Origin of the sequence: Proteus vulgaris, from assembly GCF_011045815.1 — a bacterium.
Classification (GTDB): Bacteria; Pseudomonadota; Gammaproteobacteria; order Enterobacterales; family Enterobacteriaceae; genus Proteus; species Proteus vulgaris_B.
Genome location: NZ_CP047344.1, coordinates 3,798,811 through 3,820,261 on the forward strand (window position 1 = coordinate 3,798,811; position 21,451 = coordinate 3,820,261).

18 protein-coding genes are annotated in these 21,451 nt (G+C 36.2%); 9 read left to right on the plus strand and 9 right to left on the minus strand.

The features are described 5' to 3' along the window. Positions 1-115: 115 nt before the first annotated feature. From GTH24_RS17815 to GTH24_RS17825, 3 genes are read left to right on the plus strand one after another with little or no spacing between them, the layout of a single operon-like run. A complete protein-coding gene (locus tag GTH24_RS17815) occupies positions 116-1,534 on the plus strand; it encodes an MBOAT family O-acyltransferase (RefSeq protein WP_164526778.1) in 1,419 nt (472 codons plus the stop codon). Then, positions 1,521-2,723 (plus strand): SGNH/GDSL hydrolase family protein, encoded by a 1,203-nt coding sequence (locus GTH24_RS17820; protein WP_072069097.1) that lies wholly within the window; start codon positions 1,521-1,523, stop codon positions 2,721-2,723. Before GTH24_RS17815 ends, GTH24_RS17820 begins: the two co-directional genes overlap by 14 nt. After that, positions 2,698-3,930 (plus strand): SGNH/GDSL hydrolase family protein, encoded by a 1,233-nt coding sequence (locus tag GTH24_RS17825; RefSeq protein ID WP_072069098.1) that lies wholly within the window; start codon positions 2,698-2,700, stop codon positions 3,928-3,930. Before GTH24_RS17820 ends, GTH24_RS17825 begins: the two co-directional genes overlap by 26 nt. Positions 3,931-3,998: 68 nt before the next feature. On the opposite strand, the gene GTH24_RS17830 is transcribed toward GTH24_RS17825, so the two are convergent. The 4 genes from GTH24_RS17830 to gntR all read right to left on the minus strand — a co-directional run bounded on the left by GTH24_RS17830 (position 3,999) and on the right by gntR (position 8,262). Further along, positions 3,999-4,937 (minus strand): methyl-accepting chemotaxis protein, encoded by a 939-nt coding sequence (locus tag GTH24_RS17830; RefSeq protein ID WP_072069099.1) that lies wholly within the window; start codon positions 4,935-4,937, stop codon positions 3,999-4,001. Between the two features lie 151 nt (positions 4,938-5,088). Further along, positions 5,089-6,426: a gluconate transporter gene (gene gntU, locus GTH24_RS17835; protein ID WP_072069100.1), complete on the minus strand. Its 1,338-nt coding sequence runs from the start codon at positions 6,424-6,426 to the stop codon at positions 5,089-5,091. After that, complete coding sequence (gntK, locus tag GTH24_RS17840; protein WP_164526779.1) at positions 6,423-6,977, minus strand: gluconokinase; 555 nt, start codon at positions 6,975-6,977, stop codon at positions 6,423-6,425. Before gntK ends, gntU begins: the two co-directional genes overlap by 4 nt. 289 nt (positions 6,978-7,266) lie before the next feature. After that, positions 7,267-8,262 (minus strand): gluconate operon transcriptional repressor GntR, encoded by a 996-nt coding sequence (gntR, locus tag GTH24_RS17845; protein WP_115350275.1) that lies wholly within the window; start codon positions 8,260-8,262, stop codon positions 7,267-7,269. A 231-nt stretch (positions 8,263-8,493) separates the two neighbouring features. Between gntR and GTH24_RS17850 the strand changes: the two genes are divergently transcribed. The 6 genes from GTH24_RS17850 to GTH24_RS17875 all read left to right on the plus strand — a co-directional run bounded on the left by GTH24_RS17850 (position 8,494) and on the right by GTH24_RS17875 (position 15,187). Next, on the plus strand, positions 8,494-9,525 hold the full coding sequence (locus GTH24_RS17850) for an iron ABC transporter substrate-binding protein (RefSeq protein ID WP_164526780.1): 1,032 nt from the start codon (positions 8,494-8,496) through the stop codon (positions 9,523-9,525). Continuing rightward, on the plus strand, positions 9,522-10,520 hold the full coding sequence (locus GTH24_RS17855) for a FecCD family ABC transporter permease (RefSeq protein ID WP_115350277.1): 999 nt from the start codon (positions 9,522-9,524) through the stop codon (positions 10,518-10,520). Before GTH24_RS17850 ends, GTH24_RS17855 begins: the two co-directional genes overlap by 4 nt. Then, on the plus strand, positions 10,517-11,311 hold the full coding sequence (locus GTH24_RS17860) for an ABC transporter ATP-binding protein (RefSeq protein ID WP_072069105.1): 795 nt from the start codon (positions 10,517-10,519) through the stop codon (positions 11,309-11,311). The genes GTH24_RS17855 and GTH24_RS17860 overlap by 4 nt, the downstream gene beginning before the upstream one ends. Beyond that, positions 11,298-12,122, plus strand: coding sequence for a class I SAM-dependent methyltransferase (locus tag GTH24_RS17865; protein ID WP_164526781.1), 825 nt, complete (start codon positions 11,298-11,300; stop codon positions 12,120-12,122). Before GTH24_RS17860 ends, GTH24_RS17865 begins: the two co-directional genes overlap by 14 nt. Continuing rightward, the gene (gene modD / locus GTH24_RS17870; protein WP_072069107.1) at positions 12,119-12,967 is read left to right on the plus strand and encodes a ModD protein; all 849 of its coding nucleotides are present in this window, start codon (positions 12,119-12,121) and stop codon (positions 12,965-12,967) included. Before GTH24_RS17865 ends, modD begins: the two co-directional genes overlap by 4 nt. Positions 12,968-13,240: 273 nt before the next feature. Next, entirely contained in the window at positions 13,241-15,187 is a 1,947-nt protein-coding gene (locus GTH24_RS17875; RefSeq protein WP_164526947.1) for a TonB-dependent receptor plug domain-containing protein, read from the plus strand. A 95-nt stretch (positions 15,188-15,282) separates the two neighbouring features. Here GTH24_RS17875 and GTH24_RS17880 read toward each other — a convergent pair whose 3' ends face one another. The 5 genes from GTH24_RS17880 to GTH24_RS17900 all read right to left on the minus strand — a co-directional run bounded on the left by GTH24_RS17880 (position 15,283) and on the right by GTH24_RS17900 (position 21,434). Next, positions 15,283-16,308 (minus strand): IpaD/SipD/SspD family type III secretion system needle tip protein, encoded by a 1,026-nt coding sequence (locus tag GTH24_RS17880; RefSeq protein ID WP_164526782.1) that lies wholly within the window; start codon positions 16,306-16,308, stop codon positions 15,283-15,285. Between the two features lie 143 nt (positions 16,309-16,451). Beyond that, positions 16,452-17,828: an IpaD/SipD/SspD family type III secretion system needle tip protein gene (locus GTH24_RS17885; protein ID WP_241253991.1), complete on the minus strand. Its 1,377-nt coding sequence runs from the start codon at positions 17,826-17,828 to the stop codon at positions 16,452-16,454. 3 nt (positions 17,829-17,831) lie between these two features. Next, entirely contained in the window at positions 17,832-18,674 is an 843-nt protein-coding gene (locus GTH24_RS17890) for a type III secretion protein (protein ID WP_164526783.1), read from the minus strand. A gap of 23 nt (positions 18,675-18,697) precedes the next feature. Next, positions 18,698-20,926: a type III secretion system translocon subunit SctE gene (gene sctE, locus GTH24_RS17895; protein WP_164526784.1), complete on the minus strand. Its 2,229-nt coding sequence runs from the start codon at positions 20,924-20,926 to the stop codon at positions 18,698-18,700. Further along, entirely contained in the window at positions 20,919-21,434 is a 516-nt protein-coding gene (locus GTH24_RS17900; RefSeq protein ID WP_164526785.1) for a SycD/LcrH family type III secretion system chaperone, read from the minus strand. The genes sctE and GTH24_RS17900 overlap by 8 nt, the downstream gene beginning before the upstream one ends. Positions 21,435-21,451 lie beyond the last annotated feature (17 nt).

Genomic DNA, 21,451 nt, shown 5'->3' on the forward strand with positions numbered 1-21,451 from the left:
AAAGTGGCTTTTATTTATCACAAGATAATCTTTTGATTGAAAGCCAGCTTAGAATTCATAATATATGGGGTAATACATTTGGTATGACTTTTAAATCACACCCTTAGAGCCATTTATGAATTTTTTTTCATTCGAGTTTCTCGGAGCCTTTGTTAGCTTTTTTATTCTATACTGGCTCTTCCAAAAGCACGTTAAGATCCAAAATATCCTACTGATTACAGTCAGTTATGCTTTTCTTTTTTATGTTGATTATCGTCCTGCGATTATCTTATTAAGCTATACGCTGTTTATTTATTTACTGGCAAATATATTAACGAAGTACACCTCTTCTAAAGTCATATATTGGCTATTAGGGTTATTGGTGGGTGTCTACTTTACTGCCTTTAAATATTACTCCTTTTTCCAAGAAACCCTGACCCAAGCATTCCAACAATGGGGACTCAGCATTGAGTTACCGCTGATTGAGTTACTTGCGCCATTAGGGCTTTCATTCTATATATTCCATTCAGTCAGTTATGTGGTTTCTGTTTGTCGAAAAGAGATCCCCAAAGCCCCATTTTTGGATGTTGTGCTTTATCTGTGCTTTTTCCCAAGCATCGTAGCTGGCCCGATTAATCGAGCTAAAGAATTTCTTCCGCAAATTCAGGCGCCAACTCGTAAAATCATTGATTACAAAGGGGCGATCATGCTAATTGTGTTAGCTATCGCAAAACTCTTTTGGTTAAGTGGTTGGTTTTCAACAAACTATGTTGATCCGGTATTTAATGCGCCTGATTTAGCGCAAAGCGGACAAGTACTAGCGGCAGTTTATGCCTACGCATGGCATATCTATTTTAATTTCTCGGGTTACACCAATCTTGTCACTGGTATCGCGTTACTACTGGGCTTTGTCGTGCCTCGTAACTTTAATGCCCCTTATTTAGCGATAAACTTAGCCGATTTCTGGCGTCGCTGGCACATCAGTTTATCTACCTTTATTCGTGATTACGTCTATATTCCTTTAGGAGGTAATCGTAAAGGCGTGATTAGACAAAACTTTAATGCCTTTGCCGCTATGGTAATTTCTGGATTATGGCACGGCGCTGCCATGACCTTTATTATTTGGGGTGCTATTCATGGAATTGGTGTGGTGCTATTAAATATTAAACACCGTCTCTTTCCGGTGAAGAAAAATGCCCCACCGAGTGCGTTATCGTCATTAAATATGTTGTTGTCATGGATAATCACTTTCCACTTTGTTTGCTTTGCGTGGATATTTTTCCGCAGTCAAACTGTAGGTGATGCGTTTGTCTTAATACGGCAACTCTTTAGTACGGGAGCTTGGGCATCATTACAAGCTGAGGGTTTAACGCTCTTTATGTTCTGGGGACTGTTCTTGCTTTATCCTTGCTTTGTGACCTTAAAGGAGATAGTGGCTCGTCTTGAGAAAAAAGTGCCGTGGTATGTTTACCCTCTACCACTTGCGTTGATCCTCACTATTATTTTTATGTTGTCTCCAGATGGGGTGCCAGGATTTATTTATGCCAGCTTTTGATTTCTGCTCAAACCTAAAAAAGACAGCAAAAGTTGCCTCAATGGTGCTGTTGAGTACCCTTTTACTGATTTGGCTAAACCAAACATCACTAGAGCGCTTTTGGCAACAACAATATCATCGCCCTGCACCTTGGTCGGGGCTTTCTCATTATTATGCTTGGGAAATAGGGGGGCAACTGCGTGATGGCGTATTTGTTGCAATAGAAAGCTACGGCGATTATCTACAGGTTCACCATCCTGATAATCAGGCAAAACCTATTGTACAAACCTCCACACCAGAACAACTTCCTGAAGGTTTTGCTGTGGGTTTGCACTTCTTTAATGGGTATACGCGACCTGCATCTCAACTAACGCAACGCTTTCCGCAATTATTGGAGCGTAAGCAAATAATGGGAGGATTACCTTACCATTCTGTTACTGACGTCTCTGATGCGGCATTAGAAGCCTTAAAACCTATCATTCAAAAAACGGAAATTATCTTATCACCAAAAGATAAAGTCCTATTTGCGGGTGACTCAATGATGCAAGGCGTCGCGCCACTACTTAAACGCCAACTGCAAACGGATTACAACATCAGCAGTATTGATTTAAGTAAACAAAGCACAGGACTTGCTTATCCGCGCTTTTTCAATTGGCCACAAACTATTGCAACACGTTTAGCCAGTGACGATACCATTAAATTACTGGTGGTTTTTTTAGGCCCTAACGATCCTTGGGATATGCCACCTGATGGTGGTGGGCGTTACTTAAAATTTGCTAGTGAAGCATGGGAATCAACTTATCGAGCGCGCATTGCAGGCATTATAGAAAATGCCAGACAGAATAATGTTACGGTTATTTGGGTTGGGCCACCCAATATGCGCAAGCAAAAGTTATCTGAAGGTATGGCATATCTTGATAAACTTTACCGAGAAGAAGCTGAGAAAATGGGTGAAATTTACCTTTCCGTCAATGATATGTTTAAATATGAGAAAGATATTTATTCTGATTATATGGGGGATGGTAGCAGTCGTGTTAAGTTAAGAGCCGGTGATGGTATTCATTTTAGCTTAAAAGGTCAGCAAATTATTGCTCAACAGGTATTCTCACGTATTCATCTTCAAGAAGAAACAAAAGAAGATAATGCAGTCGATGATGTAAAAGATAAAAACACGGTTATTGTAAATGAAACAATTAACGCACATCCTTGAGTGTAAAACTTTAGTCAGTAGCTCAATCATACTGGCTTTGGTTTCTCTCTTGGTTGCTTGTAACCAAGACACTGAAAAAACAGTGAAGTTACCCACCCCCACAGTATTACCTGCTGATGGTTCAAGACAACTCTACAACTATCACGATCCTCACTTTTCAAGCTTTGTTAAAAAGTTACAACAAGGCCATCAAACAGTGCACATTGTTCAGTTAGGGGATTCTCATACTGCGGCTGATTTTTTCAGTGGTAAATTGCGTGAACGTTTTCAAGCCGATTACGGTAATGGTGGTATTGGTTTTATTCCTCCGACTAATATCGCAGGACAACGCATTGCAAACGTACAGTACCAAAGTGATAAAAAAGCATGGGCACTGCTTTCAAGCAGAAAAGATAGCGATCCTGATTTCCCATTGGGCGGATTTATTAGTGAACCACAAGCTAAATGGGCTAAATTACAGTTATCTGAAAACCCAGTAACTCAGCAACGTTATCAGTTACAAGCGCTCTATAAAACGCCAACTACAGCACAAGTAAATGTACAGTCATCGACAAGCAAAGTTCTTTCATTATCGCAAACACAAGGTAAATGGCAGTTTTCAAATCCAATTACTATGACTTTTCCAGTCAGTATTACAGTTAGCAAAAGCCAGCCAGTTAAATTAGGGGGTTGGTTGATCACCAATCAACAACCTGGCGTCATGCTCTCCTCGTTAGGTATTAATGGTGCCACAATCAATATGATGGATAGATGGGGCGCACAATGGACAGAAACATTAGGCCAGCTAAATCCTGATATGGTGATTTTAGCTTATGGTACCAATGAAGCCTTTAATGATACCTTCGATTTAAATGCCTATCGCCAACAACTGACGGACAAAATTCGTCAAATTCGCCAACAAGCACCTAATAGCGCTATCTTATTAATTGGACCGTCTGATTCAGTTAAAAATAAAGAAGCACCAGATTGCCGTTCACAACAACCTCAATGGTTAAGTGATATCGTCAGAATTCAAAAAGAAGTGGCTCAGCAAGAAAAAACACTTTTTTGGGATTGGCGTGATTATATGGGCGGTGAATGTTCAATAAAAGCGTGGGCGCTGTACGATTTAGCCAGACCTGATGGTGTCCATCTTTCTCGAGAAGGTTATGAAAGCAGTGCTAATACACTCTATAGCCAACTCACAACCCTAATGAATAAAAGCTAATATACCTCGTTATAATTAACCAAAAGGAGCTTAATGCTCCTTTTTACTTTTCTCATTGAGTGGATTAATCACTCATCAATGAAATTTAATAAAGCATCCACATACTTGATAACATCAACACTGGCTTGTTCCATATATTCGATATACCGAGTTACCGCCTCTTGATTGCCTTCTATATTGGCCTTTAATGCTAAACGTCCACATTCATGCACTAATTTATGAGGTTCTTCTAAGCGACGAAAAGCCTCAATATCTGCGAATTTCCGGCCATCTCCTTGATAATACCATTTGCCTAAACGGCACTCTGTATGCTGGTTAACACAGTGTTCATCATCATTATTCAATAAATGGATATAAATTGCTTCTTTCCATAAAACATGATCAAGTTTAACCGTATTAAAAAACTGTTGCATCGAAAGAAAGGTAAAAATATGTTTAAGCTCGCTAGCTTGTTCTGACAGTGACGTTAAATTTTGATGCCCTTCTTCAACCAGTGTTTTAACTTGTTGAACCTGCTGTTGGTTTTTTTCTGTGGTTTCTTTAACAGGAATAAAACGAGCACCTAAATTATTATTAATGGTCGCAATAGAAGAAGCTTGTTTCTGGATTTCTAATGATAATTTTTTCATCTCTTGGGCTAAGACTGAGAATCCCGCCCCTTCACGCCCGATGTGTCCAGCTTCAATTGCTGAATTAATTGATAAAATATTCGCCTGACTGGAAAGCCTATCAATATTGCTAGCACTATCTTTAATTTTTTTCAGCCAACTTGAAAAATCGTCTATCTCTTTTCGGCTATATGTAAAATGCGCATCCACTTCATTTAGAAATTGAGTCAATGATTGTGAGTTATCTAACATTTGGCTAAAGAGATGTTCCATTTCATCAAGCAAACTGAGCTTATTTTGTAGCTTATTACTTGATGCTAAAATTGAATCTCGAATAAGTGTGATTGTGTGAATATTGCAATCAGTGTGTTTAATAAAAAGCGAATTATAGTCAACCATAATATGACAACCCTAGTGTGCCCACCGAAATAAAGAAACCTATAGGTTAATGAGAAATTTGGTATTTTCTGTCACATTTAATAGTTATTTATTGTAATGAAAAAAAGCGCGTCAAAAGACGCGCTAACAATGTGAAAATAAAGATTAGATATTAGAGAAAAGCGAAGAAGATCATGCCTATAACTGCACCTGTTGTACCCAGAATAGTCTCCATTAAAGACCATGTTTTTAAGGTTTGTGCTTCTGTCGCACCAGTAAATTTACCAAACAACCAGAAACCTGAGTCATTAACATGGCTAAGAATAATAGAGCCACCCGCGATACACACTGATAATGCCGCCATTTGTGCGCCACTGTAGCCCAACTCATTGATAACTGGTAAAACTAAACCTACTGCAGTTAAACACGCTACTGTTGCAGAGCCTTGAATAACACGCACAGCACCAGCAAGAATAAAACACGCCACCGCAATTGGCATACCTGCACCAATTAAAGCATTCCCTAATGCCGGACCAACACCCGAATCCACCAGCACTTGTTTAAAAACACCACCGGCACCCGTTACCAACAAAATGATCCCCGCAGGTTGGATTGCAGCAGAACAGATTTCCATTACTTTTTCTTTGCTCATACCACGACGAATAGCAAGACCGTAAATAGCCACTAAACAAGCCACAAGAATTGCGATAAATGGATGACCAACAAATTCAAGAATATTATATAACTGAGAACCTTCCTCAACGAAACGTGCGCCAATGGTTTTGCATCCCACTAACACTAAAGGCAATAACACAAGAGCAAGGCTAAAACCAAAAGAAGGCATTTTGTTTTGGCCCAGACTTGGTTCAGTTAAATCTTTTGGTAATTCTAAGGTAACGTAACGGCTAATAAAGTTACCGAAGATAGGGCCAGCTAGTAACATGCCCGGAATAGCCGCACATAAACCAATTAAAATCATCCAACCAAAATCAGCATTCATTTGGTCAGCTAATAGCATTGGTGTTGGTCCTGGTAATAAGAAGGCAGCAGCACCTGCAACACCCGCAAACAGAGGGATAGCCATTTTTACCACATTGCCACCAGTACGACGAGCAACCGCAAATACAACACCAATTAATAAGACAACGGCAACATCAAAAAACAGAGGTAATGCACAAATTAAGCCTGCAATACCCAATGCGTAGTTAGCTCGTTTTTCACCAAAATATTTTAATAATCGGACTGCGATTTGGTCTAATGCCCCAGTTTCATGTAGCACTTTACCGAACATTGCACCCAGTGCGACCACAATAGAGAGGAAACCTAATGTTCCACCCATTCCGTTTTGCATAGTTTGTGTGATTTTTTCAAGTGGCATTCCAGAGAAAATACCTGCACCGATAGCAACAATCATCAATGCAATAAATGCATGCAAACGCGCATACATAACGAAAAAGAGTAATAATAGAACCGAGCCAACCGCAGTTAGCACAAGCGTTAATGTACTCATACTGTTTCCCCTTCAAAAGCCCCTTGTGTCACTGAATTTATTTTATTAATTGCACTTTCAATTACATCATCAAGTGGCATTGAAATATCAATTTCATACACATCATTTTCAGCGTTGGTTGGCTCTTCTAAGGTTTCAAATTGAGTCACTAACATTTGAGGTTTAAAGAAGTGCCCTTTACGTGCTTTTAAGCGACTTTCAATCAGCTCATAGTCACCTTTTAAATATAAAAAGTGCAGGCATTGATTGCCGTTTCTTAACATATCACGATATTGTTTTTTCAATGCAGAACAGACAATTAGCGATACGCTATTCGTTCTTTGCATCGCAAAAGCAGCATCATTTAGTGCTTGTAACCAAGGTTTACGATCTTCATCATTTAAAGCGTGGCCTGATGCCATTTTAGTAATATTTGAGCGAGGGTGTAGAAAATCACCGTCTAAAAATGCAGCACCTGTACGTTGTGCCACACCACTTGCGACCGCAGATTTACCACTGCCTGATACCCCCATTAAGATGAAAACATGGTGTAGGGATTGGGTATCGTTCATAGAATGCTCCTTTAAGGCAGATATTAAGTCTTTTTTGTAATGTTACCCGTAACTGTTACGGGTAACATATCCGAAGTGGTAAGGTAAATACAACAACGAAGATCAACTAAGAAGTGAAAATGTGAGGCGACTCTCAAATGAAAGTAAGATGATCTACAAACTGACAACAAAATATTGGAGGAGTGACTAGATATTTATTTAAGGCTCAATAAAAAACCCTAATGTTAATTATTTCATAACACTAGGGTTATTAAATGATAAATATAAACATTATCAATATATTAAATTCTTATATGCTTTCACCTGTAATAATGCGAAAACCAACATCAATAACTTGTCCTCGAGCAATTTTGCCTTTCATGCGTTTAAGCAATAAATCTGCTGCTTGTTGCCCCATTTCATCACGTGGAGTAAAGATACTCGCCAGACGAGGAGTCATTACTTGCCCCACGTCATGTCCGTGAAAACCTGAAATAGCAATATCATCAGGCACTGAAATACCTAAACGCTGGCACTCAAAAACAGCACCAATGGCGATATCATCATTGGTACAATAAAGCCCATCTAAATCGGGGTATTGCTTACGTGCAGCATGCAATAATTCAGCGCCTAACGAATACGACGAACTTTTTGGTGTCATTACACTACCTGTAGGTAAGCCTGCATTTTGCATCGCTTTCTCGTACCCGTTTAAACGCATTAGAGTACGTTCATCCTGTCTTGCACCAAGATAAATAACACGTTTACAACCACGCTTGATCATTTCACTGACCATCTGTTGTGATGCATCAATGTTGTCTAATCCCACAGCAGAATCAAAACAAGGTGAAACGCTATCCATAATTTCCACCACTGGAATGCCTGCTGTTTCTAGCATTTTTATTGTTTTTGGTGTGTGTGTTCTTTCTGCAAGAATAAGCCCATCAATATTATAAGAGAGCAATGAAAGTAGGCGTTCTTCTTCTTTTTCAGCACGATATCCATAGTGCGCTAACATAGTTTGATAGCCGTATTTATCTGTTACTGATTCAATACCACGAATAACTTCAGCAAAAACTTGGTTAGTTAAAGAAGGTAGCAATACCCCAATCGCATGGCTGGTAGAATTAGATAAGATATCAGGAGCACGGTTAGGAATATAATTAAGACTATCTAACTCGCGCGCAATTTTTTCTCGTAAAGCTTCGGAGACCTGTTCTGGGTTACGCAAAAAACGACTAACCGTCATTTTGGTGACACCAACACGTGAAGCTACATCCTGTAATGAGGGGCGTTTTTTCTTCATTTTATATCGCAACTATCCAAAAACATTCGTATTAATACGCGCTTTATTTTTCCAAGAACGCTGATTATAGCCTTACGTTATACACTATTTCGAATAAAGTTTTTCAGATGTGTGCACAGATTTGATTTTGACTGACTATCCCTTGACTTAAGCCAAAGGAAATATAGTATTCTTCGCTATATAATAAATGAAACAACGATACCAATATAAAACAATAAATAGTGTGAACTTATGGCGATCCACAGACGACAATTTCTAACTTACCTCACAACAATTGCGACATTATCTGCACTTCCACATTCGGTAAGAGCCGCGATAACCTCGCGTATTGCAGCACAATTCGGTCATATTCCAGCATCAACGGCAATCCATCGCGTGATCAGTGCTGGGCCTCCGACCGATCAATTATTGCTCGCATTAGCCCCTGAAAAACTATTAGGCTTCTCATCCCTTAATTTAGAGAAAAGCCCTTTATTTGCAGAGGACTTACGCAAATTACCCCGTTTAGGACGTTTGTCAGGACGAGGAAGCACCCTATCTTTAGAAGCCTTACTAACACTAGAACCCGATATCATTATTGATAGTGGAAATGTAGATGAAACCTATCGCTCATTAGCAAAACGAGTTTCCGATCAAACGGGTGTACCTTATGTGTTAATTGATGGCACATTAAAAGATAGTCCTGCCCAATTGCGCCAAACAGGGGCTTTATTAGGGGTTACAGAAAAAGCAGAAACATTAGCGCTAATTGCAGAACAATACCTTAGTGATGCAGCCCTATTTGTTTCTGAACAAAAAGTGTGCCCGCGTTTTTATCTTGCTCGTGGCGCAAAAGGATTACAAACGGGTGCAAGACGCTCAATTCATACAGAAGCCATTGAGGCATTAGGTTTTGAAAACGTGGTAGATGTGCCCGATTTCACTGGGTTGACGGATGTATCACCTGAACAGCTGTTAATGTGGGATCCTGAAATTATCATCACACAAGATGAAAATGCCTATCAGCAAATAATGCAAGACTCTGTATGGAAAAGCCTCCAAGCCGTTAAAAACAAAAAAGTATTACTGTTTAAAGGCTTACCATTTGGTTGGTTAGATGGCCCTCCGGGTATCAATCGTTTAATGGGAATGCGTCGCCTACAGAGCCATTTCGATCCTCGAATCGAAAAACAAGTCGCTTACGATCTGCAAAATTATTTTGCTCATTTTTATCATACACAATTAAGTACTGAACAATGTCAGCAATTGCTGGGGTATACATGAGTCAATCGGCACGCATCACGCTTCTTTTTGCGTTATTTTCCATTGTCACGTTAATTGCGATCACTAGTGGTAAGTATTCACTTACTACCAATGAGCTGTGGACTCTAGTGAGTAATAAATTAACTGGTAATGTGGAATACAGCCGAACTGAAACGGTCTTTTGGCAAATACGATTTCCTCGCGTTCTGGCTGCTATCTTAATTGGTGGAGGATTGGCGATTGCAGGTGCTGCTTATCAAGGCATGTTTCGTAACCCTTTAGTATCACCTGATATTCTTGGTGTTTCGTCTGGCGCTGGTGTCGGTGCAGTTTTAGGTATTTTTCTTGGACAATCCATGTTGTCGATTCAACTTTTCGCTTTTGCGGGCGGTTTAGCAACAGTTGCTCTAGTCTACTTTATTTCAAGACTTGCGAAACAACATGATCCCGTACTTTCGCTTGTATTAGTCGGTATTGCTATCAGTGCACTATGTGGCTCCGCAATCTCATTGATGAAAATTCTCGCCGATCCTTATACACAATTGCCTTCAATTACCTTTTGGCTTTTAGGTGGTCTTTCGACTATTACCGCTTCTGATTTACTTTCTGTCGCACCTTTAATGTTAGTGGGCTTTATTCCGTTAATTTTACTGCGTTGGCGTATGAATATACTCAGTCTCTCCGATGAAGAAGCCAGAGCATTGGGTTTAAATGTCGAAGTTACACGACTTGTCTTTATTTTGTCTGCGACATTAATAACCGCAAGTGCAGTGTCTATTGCGGGCATTATTGGCTGGTTAGGTTTAATTGTGCCTCATATTGCCAGATTGTTAGTGGGTGCTAACTTCACCCAGCAACTCCCTGTTTCCTTGCTTGTTGGTGCTATTATGTTATTAATTACTGACACATTAGCCCGCACGATTGCCAATATTGAACTCCCATTAGGTATTTTAACCTCCGCCATTGGTGCGCCATTCTTCTTAATGTTATTGCTCAGAACGAGGAAAGGCACATGATCATTGCTAACGCCAATCGACTCTCCATTGGTTACAAAGGTAAACCCTTAATTAAAGATCTCTCCTTTCATATCAAACAAGGGCAAATAATTTGCTTATTAGGCGCCAATGGCTGTGGCAAAACGACATTGATGCGCACGTTATTAGGCCTAATACCTTGTATTGATGGTGAGATTAATATTGTGGGTAAAACACTAAGTGAGTGGTCACCAACAGAACTTGCCAAAGTTGTGGCGTATGTTCCTCAAGCAACACATATTCCCTTTTCTTTCAATGTTATTGATATGGTTGTCATGGGTCGAGGCGCGCATCTCTCCTTTTTTTCGATGCCAAGCTCACAAGATAAAACAATGGCAATGGAAACCTTAGAAATGCTTTCGCTTTCTCATCTTACTTACCGAACTTTTGATACCTTAAGTGGCGGTGAAAAACAGATGGTACTCATTGCACGCGCTTTGGTGCAACAACCCAAATTGTTGATTATGGATGAACCCGCGGCAAGCCTTGATTTTGGTAATCAAATCAAACTGCTTACCCAAGTTAAGGCATTAAAAGCATTAGGGATCAGTGTTTTTATGTCTACACATCACCCCCAACATGCTGCTTCTTTGGCTGATGATGTCATTTTGCTGACACCTCATGTACCCGTTTTGCAAGATAGACCTGATATTTTGCTGACACCCGACAATTTAGCGCACCTTTATGGTGTACAACCAACAGATATTCAGGCGCATTTTCACGCATACTCTGATAATAAAAATGACCATAGGCAAGAATATGAACACAATTGAAACCACAGATTTTGCTGAACTTTATAAAAACCATATGGTACAGGCAGAAAGAACCAAAAAAGAGCCGGAACATTGGGACAAACGTGCTGAAAAAATGGCTGAAACCTGTGCCAATCCTAACGATCCCTATTTAATAAAATTTCGTGAAATGATGGATTTTACCGATGCTGAAACTCTATTAGATGTAGGTTGTGGCCCTGGCTCTATCAGTATTCATGTTGCAGATAAATTCAAAAAAACGATTGGTATTGATTACAGTACAGGGATGTTAGCGGTCGCTAAACGCAGAGCTGAACAAGCGGGAATCAACCACGCAGAATTTATAACGTGTTCATGGGAAGATAGCTGGGATACGCTCCCTCGTTGTGATATTGCCGTTGCTTCACGTTCAACATTAGTCATAGATTTAAAAACAGCGCTGTTAAAACTAAATCGCCAAGCTAAATTACGTGTTTATACCACTCACACAGTTTCGCCAACCTTTGTTGATCAACGCATTATTCGCTTACTGGGTCGAAATGTTCCTACTCTTCCAACGTACATTTATGCTGTGAATATGCTAAACCAAATGGGCATTCACCCTAAAGTGGATTACATCCGTAGCCGTAATTGCCAAAGCAATTTCAATAGTCTTGAACAATTTATTGAAGGTATTAACTTCTCCGTAGGGCCTTTAAGCGAAGACGAAATTACACGCCTAACAACTTACTATCATGAAAGTATTGAAAAAGGCATTTCCCTAATTTCACCAACTCGTGATTGGGCAATGGTTTCTTGGGATGTTGTTCCTGAAAGTGAGCTAACTCTATGATTTATTATCCTGATGCCTTTCTTGATAATTTGTTGATGGAAGATATTCAATATGGTGATCTCACCAGCCGAGCACTGAATATTAGTAATCAACTGGGCACAATGATCTTTACACGCCGTGAAGCAGGTTGCGTCAGTGGGATCACTCTAGGTTGTCGCTTATTGGAAAAATTAGGATTAGTAGTAACCGCACATCAACAAGATGGTGATTTTGCTAATGCCGATGATTGTTTAATCACAGCTGAAGGTCGTGCTGATGCACTACATCAAGGCTGGAAAGTGGTACAAAATGTCCTTGAGTGGAGCTGTGGCGTGAGTGATTATATGGCAAGAATGCTAGATATTTATCACCGCTATCAACCTAAAGGGCAAATTGCGTGTACACGTAAAAATATCCCTAATACTAAATTACTGGCGACCCAAGCCGTACTAGCGGGTGGTGGTGTCATTCATCGTCAAGGTTGCTCTGAAACTATTTTGCTCTTTACTAACCATCGTCGATTTTTATCAGAACCAAATAATTGGGCACAGCATGTTAAGCAGTTACGCCAAGCTGCACCTGAAAAATGCATTGTTGTAGAAGTTGATAATATTGAACAAGCAAGGGAGGCGTTAAAAGCACAGCCTGATATTTTACAGCTCGATAAGTTCTCTATTGAAAATATCGCACTGCTACAACAAGAAGTGCCACATATTGCACCACATTGTCATCTTTCTGTTGCTGGCGGTATTAACCTCAATACTATCGAAAAATATGCACAAACGGGCATTACCTTAATGGTAACGTCTTCACCTTATTATGCTCCACCTACGGATATTAAAGTTCGTCTTTACAAAAAAGATTAAATAAAAATAATAACTTATAAGTAAGTGAATATTTACATATTTAATTAATAATAAATAAACACAACATCAATTCAATGTAACAGAAGTGATAACAAGGAAATAGTTGTAGTGGCATAGAGGAACATCTTTGCTGAACTTCTTTTATATGAGTTTGTTGCTTTATTTTATAAAAAAACCGAGTGCTAACAGATGCAGCACTCTTTTTATTCATTTATTTTTACGCATATCGTTATATAAAAAATTATATATAGATTATAAACTGAGATTGGAATGATGAAATTAAAACCTCTATGCTACTGTTTATCTCTTGCTCTCTTACCCAGTATTACACTTGCTGACACCACTTATGGACAATCTACTCCCGACTTATTAACCGTATGGAGTAGCCCAATTGCAGCAAATCCAGATATATTAACGCAAGAACAAATGCTTGAACAAAATAAGGTCAATGCGGCACAAGCAATTTCAACATTACCCGGTGTTGTAATGCAAAAATCGGGTAACCGTAATGAGTACACCATTAAAGTGCGTGGGTTTGATAGCCGCCAACTGCCTGTATTCTTTGATGGTATTCCAACTTATGTTCCTTATGATGGCAACTTAGACTTGGCACGTTTTACCACAAACGATCTGGCGAGCATTGAAGTCAACAAAGGCTATACCTCATTATTGCAAGGCCCTAACTTAATGGGTGGTGCAATTAATATCACCACTGCGACGCCGAAAAAACCATTAGAAGGAAGCATTGCTTATTCTCAAGGTTTTGCTCGTGGTGCTGATTATGCACACAATATGAGTGCACGCTTAGGTGTACGTAATGATTTAGGATTTATTCAAATTAGTGGTAGCCAATTAAAACAACGTTTTACTCCAATTCCCGGTGCTGATGAAAATAATGCGGCAGCAGGCACTCATGGACGTCGTGATAATTCAGCAACAGATGATAAACGTGGCATGATAAAAGTGGGTTGGACACCACGCGCTTCTGACGAATATACCCTAACTTATGTAAAACAAGACGGTGAAAAAAATAGCCCACCATCAACATTAGGTAAAGGTAAATTTAAATATTGGGCATGGCCGGATTACAACAAAGAAAGCTATTACTATAGCGGTACTACTCAAATTACGGATGGTATGAAATTACAAAGTCGTGCTTATCACGATAAATTTGAAAATACCCTTTATATGTATCCTAAAAAAGGCGATACACCTGATTACAGTCACTATGACGACTACAGCACCGGAGCCGCATTGCAATTAGGTATCGATACTCGTGAAAATGATCTACTCTCTTTCGCTGCTCACTGGAAAGATGACGTTCACCGTTCTCAGAAAGAGAAAAATGGTGATTGGATGCGTTATAAAGATAGAACGTGGTCTTTAGCAACAGAATATCAATGGGTGGTCACTAACGATCTCGATTTAGTGGGTGCAATTAGCTATGACTGGCGCGATAGCGTTGAGACTGATAAAGGCGCTGATGATAACAAGCAAACAGCCTTTAACTGGGAAATGATGGCAAAATATTCATTAGCTAATGATGATGTTGTACGTTTCTCTGTGTCTGATCGTAGCCGTTTCCCTACACAAAAAGAGCGTTATACAAGTGAAAAACCCAAAGATGGTTCTAAAGGGATCATCAATCCAGATTTAGATCCTGAACGTGCATTATCTTTCGACTTAACCTATGAAGGACACATTACAGATAAATGGGGTTACCAAACCAGTATTTACTATAACCGAGTCAGTGATGCAATTATGGCACATACCGTTTATCGCGGTGGCAACGCATTCTTCCAAAACCAAAATAGTGGGCGTGTTGACTATGTTGGGCTTGATTTAGGTACTAAAGGTAATGTGACAGATTGGTTAGAGCTAGGCTTAAATTACAGCTATATCCATAGCGATCCTAAACAAATAGCACACGTTGAAGGTTTACCAAAACATAAAGCCTATATGTGGATAACATTTATTCCTGCTGAACAGGTTCGCTTTACCATTATGGAAGAAGCACAAAGCTGGACCTATAACCGCATTGATGAAAATGACAAACTGACAGGTTATACCAAAACTGACCTTCGTTTAGATTATGATTTTGGATATGGTGTTTCTGCTAATGCTTCTGTAAACAATCTTTTTGATAAGTCTTATGAATATACTCAAGGTTATATGGAAGATGGCCGTAATTACTGGTTGGGTATTGAATATAAATTTTAATTATTATCTATAAAAAAAGAGCTGGTATTCATCATATATCAGCTCTCTTTTATTTATAAAAAGTATTATCTTCCATAATATTACTCTATATAACGTTAGAAACGTAGGAATCCTTTTGCCATTTCTAATAAAGTATTCATAGTGCTACTGACTATTTTTACAAAATTATCATAATTGCTATTTGCAGAACTGTATTTTTTAGATAACTCATCAAGATTAGTATTAATATTTTTCTCAAAGGCATCTAATGTCTTTTTCAAAAGATCAAATTCAGTTTGTAAAATATCATGAGGAAATGAATCCATCTTCATTAAATAATCAATTAATTTATCCAGAGATGAAAAATCAATACTGGCACTAAAACCAAATGAGATATCTGGCGGTATAGAGTTATCTTTTTTTTCTGATTTAACACCTTTTATTTCATTTAATAATTTTTCTAATGCTTCCGCCGCATTATCAACGTTATGATTATTTTCATAATATATTTGCTCACCTTTAATGTCTCGATGATAATGCGCTTGTGCATCTTTTGTAAAAGACATGGATAAATTAAAGAAATTACCTCCGAATTTACTTTTGAGAGTCAGTAAATTATTCAACAAATCATTGATATCGATATTAATATAACCGTCTTTACTCCCAGCTTTAACTGCATCACTCAGTAAAGCAAGAATTTCTCTTAGTTCTTTCACAAACTCCATATACTTTGCAAATATATCTTTTAATACATCAAGATAATCATTTTTACCTGCAACTATAGATTGTTTTACATCATTAAAAAGATCAAACAATGAATCGGTCGAGTACTCTTTTTTAAGAGCATTATCGTGTAAGCTCCGAGATAATGTATTCAAATCATTCAATGCTTTTTTTTCTATCATTTTTGATTGAACATACATATTATCATTGATATATGATCTCTGTTTCTCTGTAAACTTATTTTCTTCATAATAAGAATTGTTAATATTTTTACTTTCTTTTTTTATATCCTCTAAAGAATAATAAATATTATTTAAAAAATTTTCCACTTCTTCATCATGCGGAATCGGATTAGAATATAAATTTAAGGATATTTTATGATCAACATGATAATTGTTGACATCAATAGCGGTAGCCATAACCTAACCTCTTATATTATTAATAATAAAAGAAGCAACTTAGAATTAATATATTCCAAAGTTGCATGTTAAGTAGCAGCATTATTAAGTCTTTTTATAAAGTCAAAAATGAGTCTTAATTATTATTTTTTATCAATCTAAAGTTAATATCGTAAAAATCCTTTTGCCATTTCAAGTAGAGTATTCATGGTACTACTGATTATTTTGATAAAATTATCATAATTACTATTTGCTGAACTAAACTTTTTAGAGAGTTCATCCATATTCGCATTAATTCTTTTCTCTACAGAATCTAATGACTTTTTAAATAAATCAAATTCAGTTTGCAATTTATCATGATATATATTGCTATTTTTTATTTTATTATCATTTTCCTCAATAATTTTTCCCATCTCTTCATCAATATCAATCAACGGTATTATAAATCCTTTATGATCTTTAGATTTTATTATTTCTGCTCTTCGATTTACTTCAAGTGCTCGATCTTTTACCAATGACTCTCTTTTCTCTTTTAATTTTGTCTCTGATAAAACCCCCAGTGAAGCAAGATAAGGTTCAAAAAGATCTATCAATTTATCAATATCAGAAAAATCAATTGAACACAGACACTCTATGTCAATATCACAATTATCAGGCAGTAATAGCGCCCTTTGATTCATCTCTTTATTTAATGGATATTCTTTTTTGTCTTTCTCCAACTTTTCAGTTTTAATAGGAGGAGACGTCTCCCTTTCAACTAATGCATTTTTATCTAATTTCACAGGAAAATGTGATAGTGTAATATTAATACCTTTTATTCCTTTTAAAATCTTCTCCACTGATTTAATTGAAGTTTCTACTTGATTTTTATTTTTGTAAAAAATTTCATTATTATTAAATTGACGGTGATATTTTCCATCACCTAAATAAGAAAATAGCATTCTATTATAGAAAAAAGAATCTTTCTCCCTCATGCTTTTATATTTTTTTACAACAGAATTTAATCCTTCATAGAATTTCACATAATTAATCGCAATGTATCCATCTTTTTTTCCTGCTTTTGTATATTGACTTAATGAAGAAATGGCTTCTCGTAACTCTTTAACATAGTCCATATAATTAGAGAAAATAGATTTCAATATATCTAAATAGTCATGTTTACCCACTACGATAGATTGTTTAACTTCATTAAAGAGATCGTGCAGTGAATCTGTCGTTGATTTGCCCGATGGAGGGGCTTTTTCTATTATCGACGATATCTTATTAACCTCTTGAATTATTTTTTTATTATTAAAACAATTTTTATCATATTTCCTCTTTAAAATAAGAGATGATTCTTGAGAGTTAATACTTATATTTTCTTTACTATTTAACCCTTTATCAATATAGATATCTTTATATTCTTGCTGTATCTTTTCTAATAATTCACAAACTTCTTTTTCAGAATAGTGACGCTTAGATCCACTGATATCATTGATTTTTAAAGTAGAATAACTATCAAAATGTGTATTAGCACCCCCTTGATAAATAACTTTATGCATTATTTATCCTCTTACATTGGAGCCAATAGAAGAAGCGGCATCTTGATTTGCGTGAATAATAGCTTCAATCGCTTGTAATAATGCTTTGATAATTTCAGCGACTTCACGCTGGAGCTCATTATTATTATTAATAACATGATTGGTTGTACTACTGCGAGCCTCTAATACTTTTTGTTTGCCATCAATTTTGATCGCATTAATTTGTAATGATTGATCCGCAATACGCGCTAAAGGATCGGCAGTCGCCGTTATTAATGTCCCTTTCACCATCATCGGATTAGAGTGACCAATGAGCTCTTTCCCCATACCTTTAATGGAAGTAAAGGCGCCTAAACCATGGATCGTCATTGACACAGCTGCACTGCTAATTGCCGCAGTTAGCATAATACTGGCTTTTTTATTAAGGTTATCCTTCATCTGATCTGCCATATTGAGTTCAACCGTCATCAAAGTTGCCCCTAATTCTCTTGATGCTTCAAATTTCTTTATCATTGCCTCTAAATATTTAACAATGAGGTTAATTAAATTCATCATTTCATCTGAAATAAAATTAAATTGTCCCGTATTTTTTATAATTTTATTTTTATCTATAGGAAGATTAACATCCAACTCATCTAATAATATTTTTATATTAGGTTTCTTAATTTCAGGTTCAGATAAAACAGGAATAGTTTTATTAATATCTTTTTTGGCATTTTCAATTAAAATTTTCAATTTATTAGTGAGGCTACTTTCCGATCTATTATATTCTATTTTTACCTCATCAATATTTAAATTAACATCTTCATTTTGATAGTTAGTATTAATTCTATTTTCATTTGATGGACTAATGCTTGGCGTTGCCATATAAACCTCTTGTTTATTCTAATTTAGAAAGACATATTTCTTATCATATCTGATTTTGCTTTATTACTTATTGAAGATTGCTGACTCATATTTTTTAATATCTCAGTAATGGCATCAATATTTTCATGATAACTTTCCATAATCTTATCCATTAATTTTTGAATAAGATCTAATATTGCCTCTATTTTTTTACTATCTGCGATTGATTGTAATATTTTTGTCGAGATGGTTGTGCTGTAAATATTAACGGCATTTATTGCTGTTGAATTCACTAATTTAGAAACAACGACGGTTCTATTTAGCATAGTCAATGCTTTATCAGATATTTCTTTAGCTAGTAGCTTATTAATTTTCTCCATCACTTTTTCAAAAGTTTCGATAATAATTTCTTTGATCATCTTACCTAACATTGCTTCTAGAGAATCATGCAATACTTTTTTTAGCGTATCTCGCATCTGTTGGTTCACTATTTTCTTTGCAACTCCAGATATTGCATTAGCAGCAGAACCAACAATAAAACTTAATCCAATTGCGGCAACAAATAACGCGGTAGTGATTAAAATCTTTAATGCGATTTTTATTTTATCTTGTATCGCGGCTTTTAATTCATTGACTATTTTTTCTAAGCCAATATTTTTTAATACGTCTAATGTAGAGTTAAGCGCATCAGCGAGAAAATCAACAATGCTATCTATTGCGCTCATTACGGCTTCTGAAATGGGCCCCATTATTTCATCCATAAAGGATTTGTTGTTTACCGCTTGATAAACCTCATCAGCAACCGTTAAAGCCACATCAGCAACAAATAGTGCAACTGCAATTCCCATTAGCGCCATCGAAGCGCCTGCTGTAAAAACAGAAGCAATCCCAGCAACTAAAGTCAGTAATCCACCTAATATTTTTAAACCAATACCTGCCCAAAATTGAATTTCTTCTTGTTTTTTTATTTGTGCTTTTTGATCTTCTATTTTATCTTTTAATGATTTTTCGGTCACGTCCTGCATTTCATCAAATAGCTTTTGCTCGCCTTCAGAGCGTTGTAGCATGACTTTCAATGTTAGCTCTCTTGTTTTTGCTAATAGAAAAGTCAGTAGCGCCATACCTGACAATGTGTCAGACATAATCTCAAGCTCTAATGCACTTTGAGATACGGTTAATTCACGATAAACCTCTTTTGCTTTCTCAAGCTTTGTTTTTATTGATTCATTTTCTTTTTTATTAATTAATGCTTTTAATTCATCAGTATGAGACGTTATTTTATTTATTTTATCTTCACTGAGTGAAACATCAGGCATGTATTTAAAAGCATCTTCAAAAAAATGAAATAACTGATTGTATAATTTATCTAGATCATCCAATGAAATATTAGAAATATCATTAGGTAGATTTAAGAATGGAAAAGTTTTTTTAAGTAAACTTTCCATATCTGATTTTGATTTAATATTATCTGATAATAATTCGTTAATAAGTGATTTAGGAATATTTTTATTCTTTAAAAAATTATAAACATCTTCTTCTGTTTTAAAATTATTGTTTTTTATTTGATTAAAAAATTCCATCCAATAATCAACAAGAGCATCTTTATTGTTTTTAATTTCATTTAATATTTTTCGAAAATCATCCCTTAATCCATTAATACCTTTGGATAATCTATCTAGCTTATCCATATAATATTCAAGTTTATCGGGATCTTTAATCCTATCTAATACATTTTGATGAATAATATTTTGATATGAGAGTTGTAAAAATAAAAAATCATAATCTTTATTTGATTTTTTACTTTCTGAAGGTGCAGAAATAAAAGAAGGAGAGTGTGAAACATTTTTTCCAGCGAATTGAGTCTCCTTATTTTCATCATAGTCATTCTTTTTATTGACTTGAATATTATCTTTTTTTTCTTCTACATGTGAAAAAACCTGTCTATTTTGATCAATTTCACCTTTATTATTGTTATGTTCGTCAATACCTGTTTTTGTTTTTTGAGTAGAAAATGATTTTGTTTTAAATTGAGATTCATTTTCGAAATCAATTCGTTGAGTTATTCTTTTACTTTCAACAGGTAGTCTAAGAATCGGTGCTAACGTTTGATCATCTTTACCTTTAAGTTGTAAAGAGACAATATGCTCACTCGACGCGTTAATTCGTTGTGCTTGTTGGGTTGATCCTTTAGTCACCTTTTCCACTTCCATTGAAGGAAGTGGAATAGAATTAATCATATTATCAGATCTATTAGTTTTATATATTTCACTCATGTTGTTCTTCCTTATTTTCATCAAGAATGATAAGAGGAACATCTTTTAATGATTCTAAATAGATTAATGCTCTTTCTTTTATTGATTCATCATTAATGTTTTTTGAAACCTGATCAAAACAATATTTTGCTTTTTCTTTATCACCTAAAGATAAATTACATTGTCCAGCATAAAAAACAGGTCGATAATCTTTGTTAGCATTTAAATAAGCAAGTGCATAAAAATCAATAGCAGGTTGATATTGTCTTTTTAGTTGTTTAACTGCGGCTAATCCCATAATGTAATCGACATTATAGAAATCATAGAGGCATAAAAATTTGAAAATAGCCTCAGCTTCATCCAGTTTTCCTTTCTGGTAGAAGTCATAAGCAAATGAATAAATTCCTTCCATAAATCCTTCTGGAATAGCACCTTCATCCTTGATTGATGTTCCATTTTGAACAATGGAAACAATATAGTTTGCTAATTGATCAAGTTCTTTTTTTGACATTTTTTCATGTAATGACATTATTTTAATCCTTTCAT

Coding starts and splice junctions, on each gene's coding strand:
- GTH24_RS17865 (WP_164526781.1), top strand. CDS start 11,298: ATGAACACAATTGAAACCACAGATTTTGCTGAACTTTATAAAAACCAT.
- GTH24_RS17900 (WP_164526785.1), bottom strand. CDS start 21,434: ATGTCATTACATGAAAAAATGTCAAAAAAAGAACTTGATCAATTAGCA.
- gntU (WP_072069100.1), bottom strand. CDS start 6,426: ATGAGTACATTAACGCTTGTGCTAACTGCGGTTGGCTCGGTTCTATTA.
- GTH24_RS17815 (WP_164526778.1), top strand. CDS start 116: ATGAATTTTTTTTCATTCGAGTTTCTCGGAGCCTTTGTTAGCTTTTTT.
- GTH24_RS17875 (WP_164526947.1), top strand. CDS start 13,241: ATGAAATTAAAACCTCTATGCTACTGTTTATCTCTTGCTCTCTTACCC.
- GTH24_RS17850 (WP_164526780.1), top strand. CDS start 8,494: ATGGCGATCCACAGACGACAATTTCTAACTTACCTCACAACAATTGCG.
- GTH24_RS17860 (WP_072069105.1), top strand. CDS start 10,517: ATGATCATTGCTAACGCCAATCGACTCTCCATTGGTTACAAAGGTAAA.
- GTH24_RS17825 (WP_072069098.1), top strand. CDS start 2,698: ATGAAACAATTAACGCACATCCTTGAGTGTAAAACTTTAGTCAGTAGC.
- sctE (WP_164526784.1), bottom strand. CDS start 20,926: ATGAGTGAAATATATAAAACTAATAGATCTGATAATATGATTAATTCT.
- GTH24_RS17890 (WP_164526783.1), bottom strand. CDS start 18,674: ATGGCAACGCCAAGCATTAGTCCATCAAATGAAAATAGAATTAATACT.
- modD (WP_072069107.1), top strand. CDS start 12,119: ATGATTTATTATCCTGATGCCTTTCTTGATAATTTGTTGATGGAAGAT.
- gntR (WP_115350275.1), bottom strand. CDS start 8,262: ATGAAGAAAAAACGCCCCTCATTACAGGATGTAGCTTCACGTGTTGGT.
- GTH24_RS17855 (WP_115350277.1), top strand. CDS start 9,522: ATGAGTCAATCGGCACGCATCACGCTTCTTTTTGCGTTATTTTCCATT.
- GTH24_RS17885 (WP_241253991.1), bottom strand. CDS start 17,828: ATGCATAAAGTTATTTATCAAGGGGGTGCTAATACACATTTTGATAGT.
- GTH24_RS17820 (WP_072069097.1), top strand. CDS start 1,521: ATGCCAGCTTTTGATTTCTGCTCAAACCTAAAAAAGACAGCAAAAGTT.
- GTH24_RS17830 (WP_072069099.1), bottom strand. CDS start 4,937: ATGGTTGACTATAATTCGCTTTTTATTAAACACACTGATTGCAATATT.
- GTH24_RS17880 (WP_164526782.1), bottom strand. CDS start 16,308: ATGGCTACCGCTATTGATGTCAACAATTATCATGTTGATCATAAAATA.
- gntK (WP_164526779.1), bottom strand. CDS start 6,977: ATGAACGATACCCAATCCCTACACCATGTTTTCATCTTAATGGGGGTA.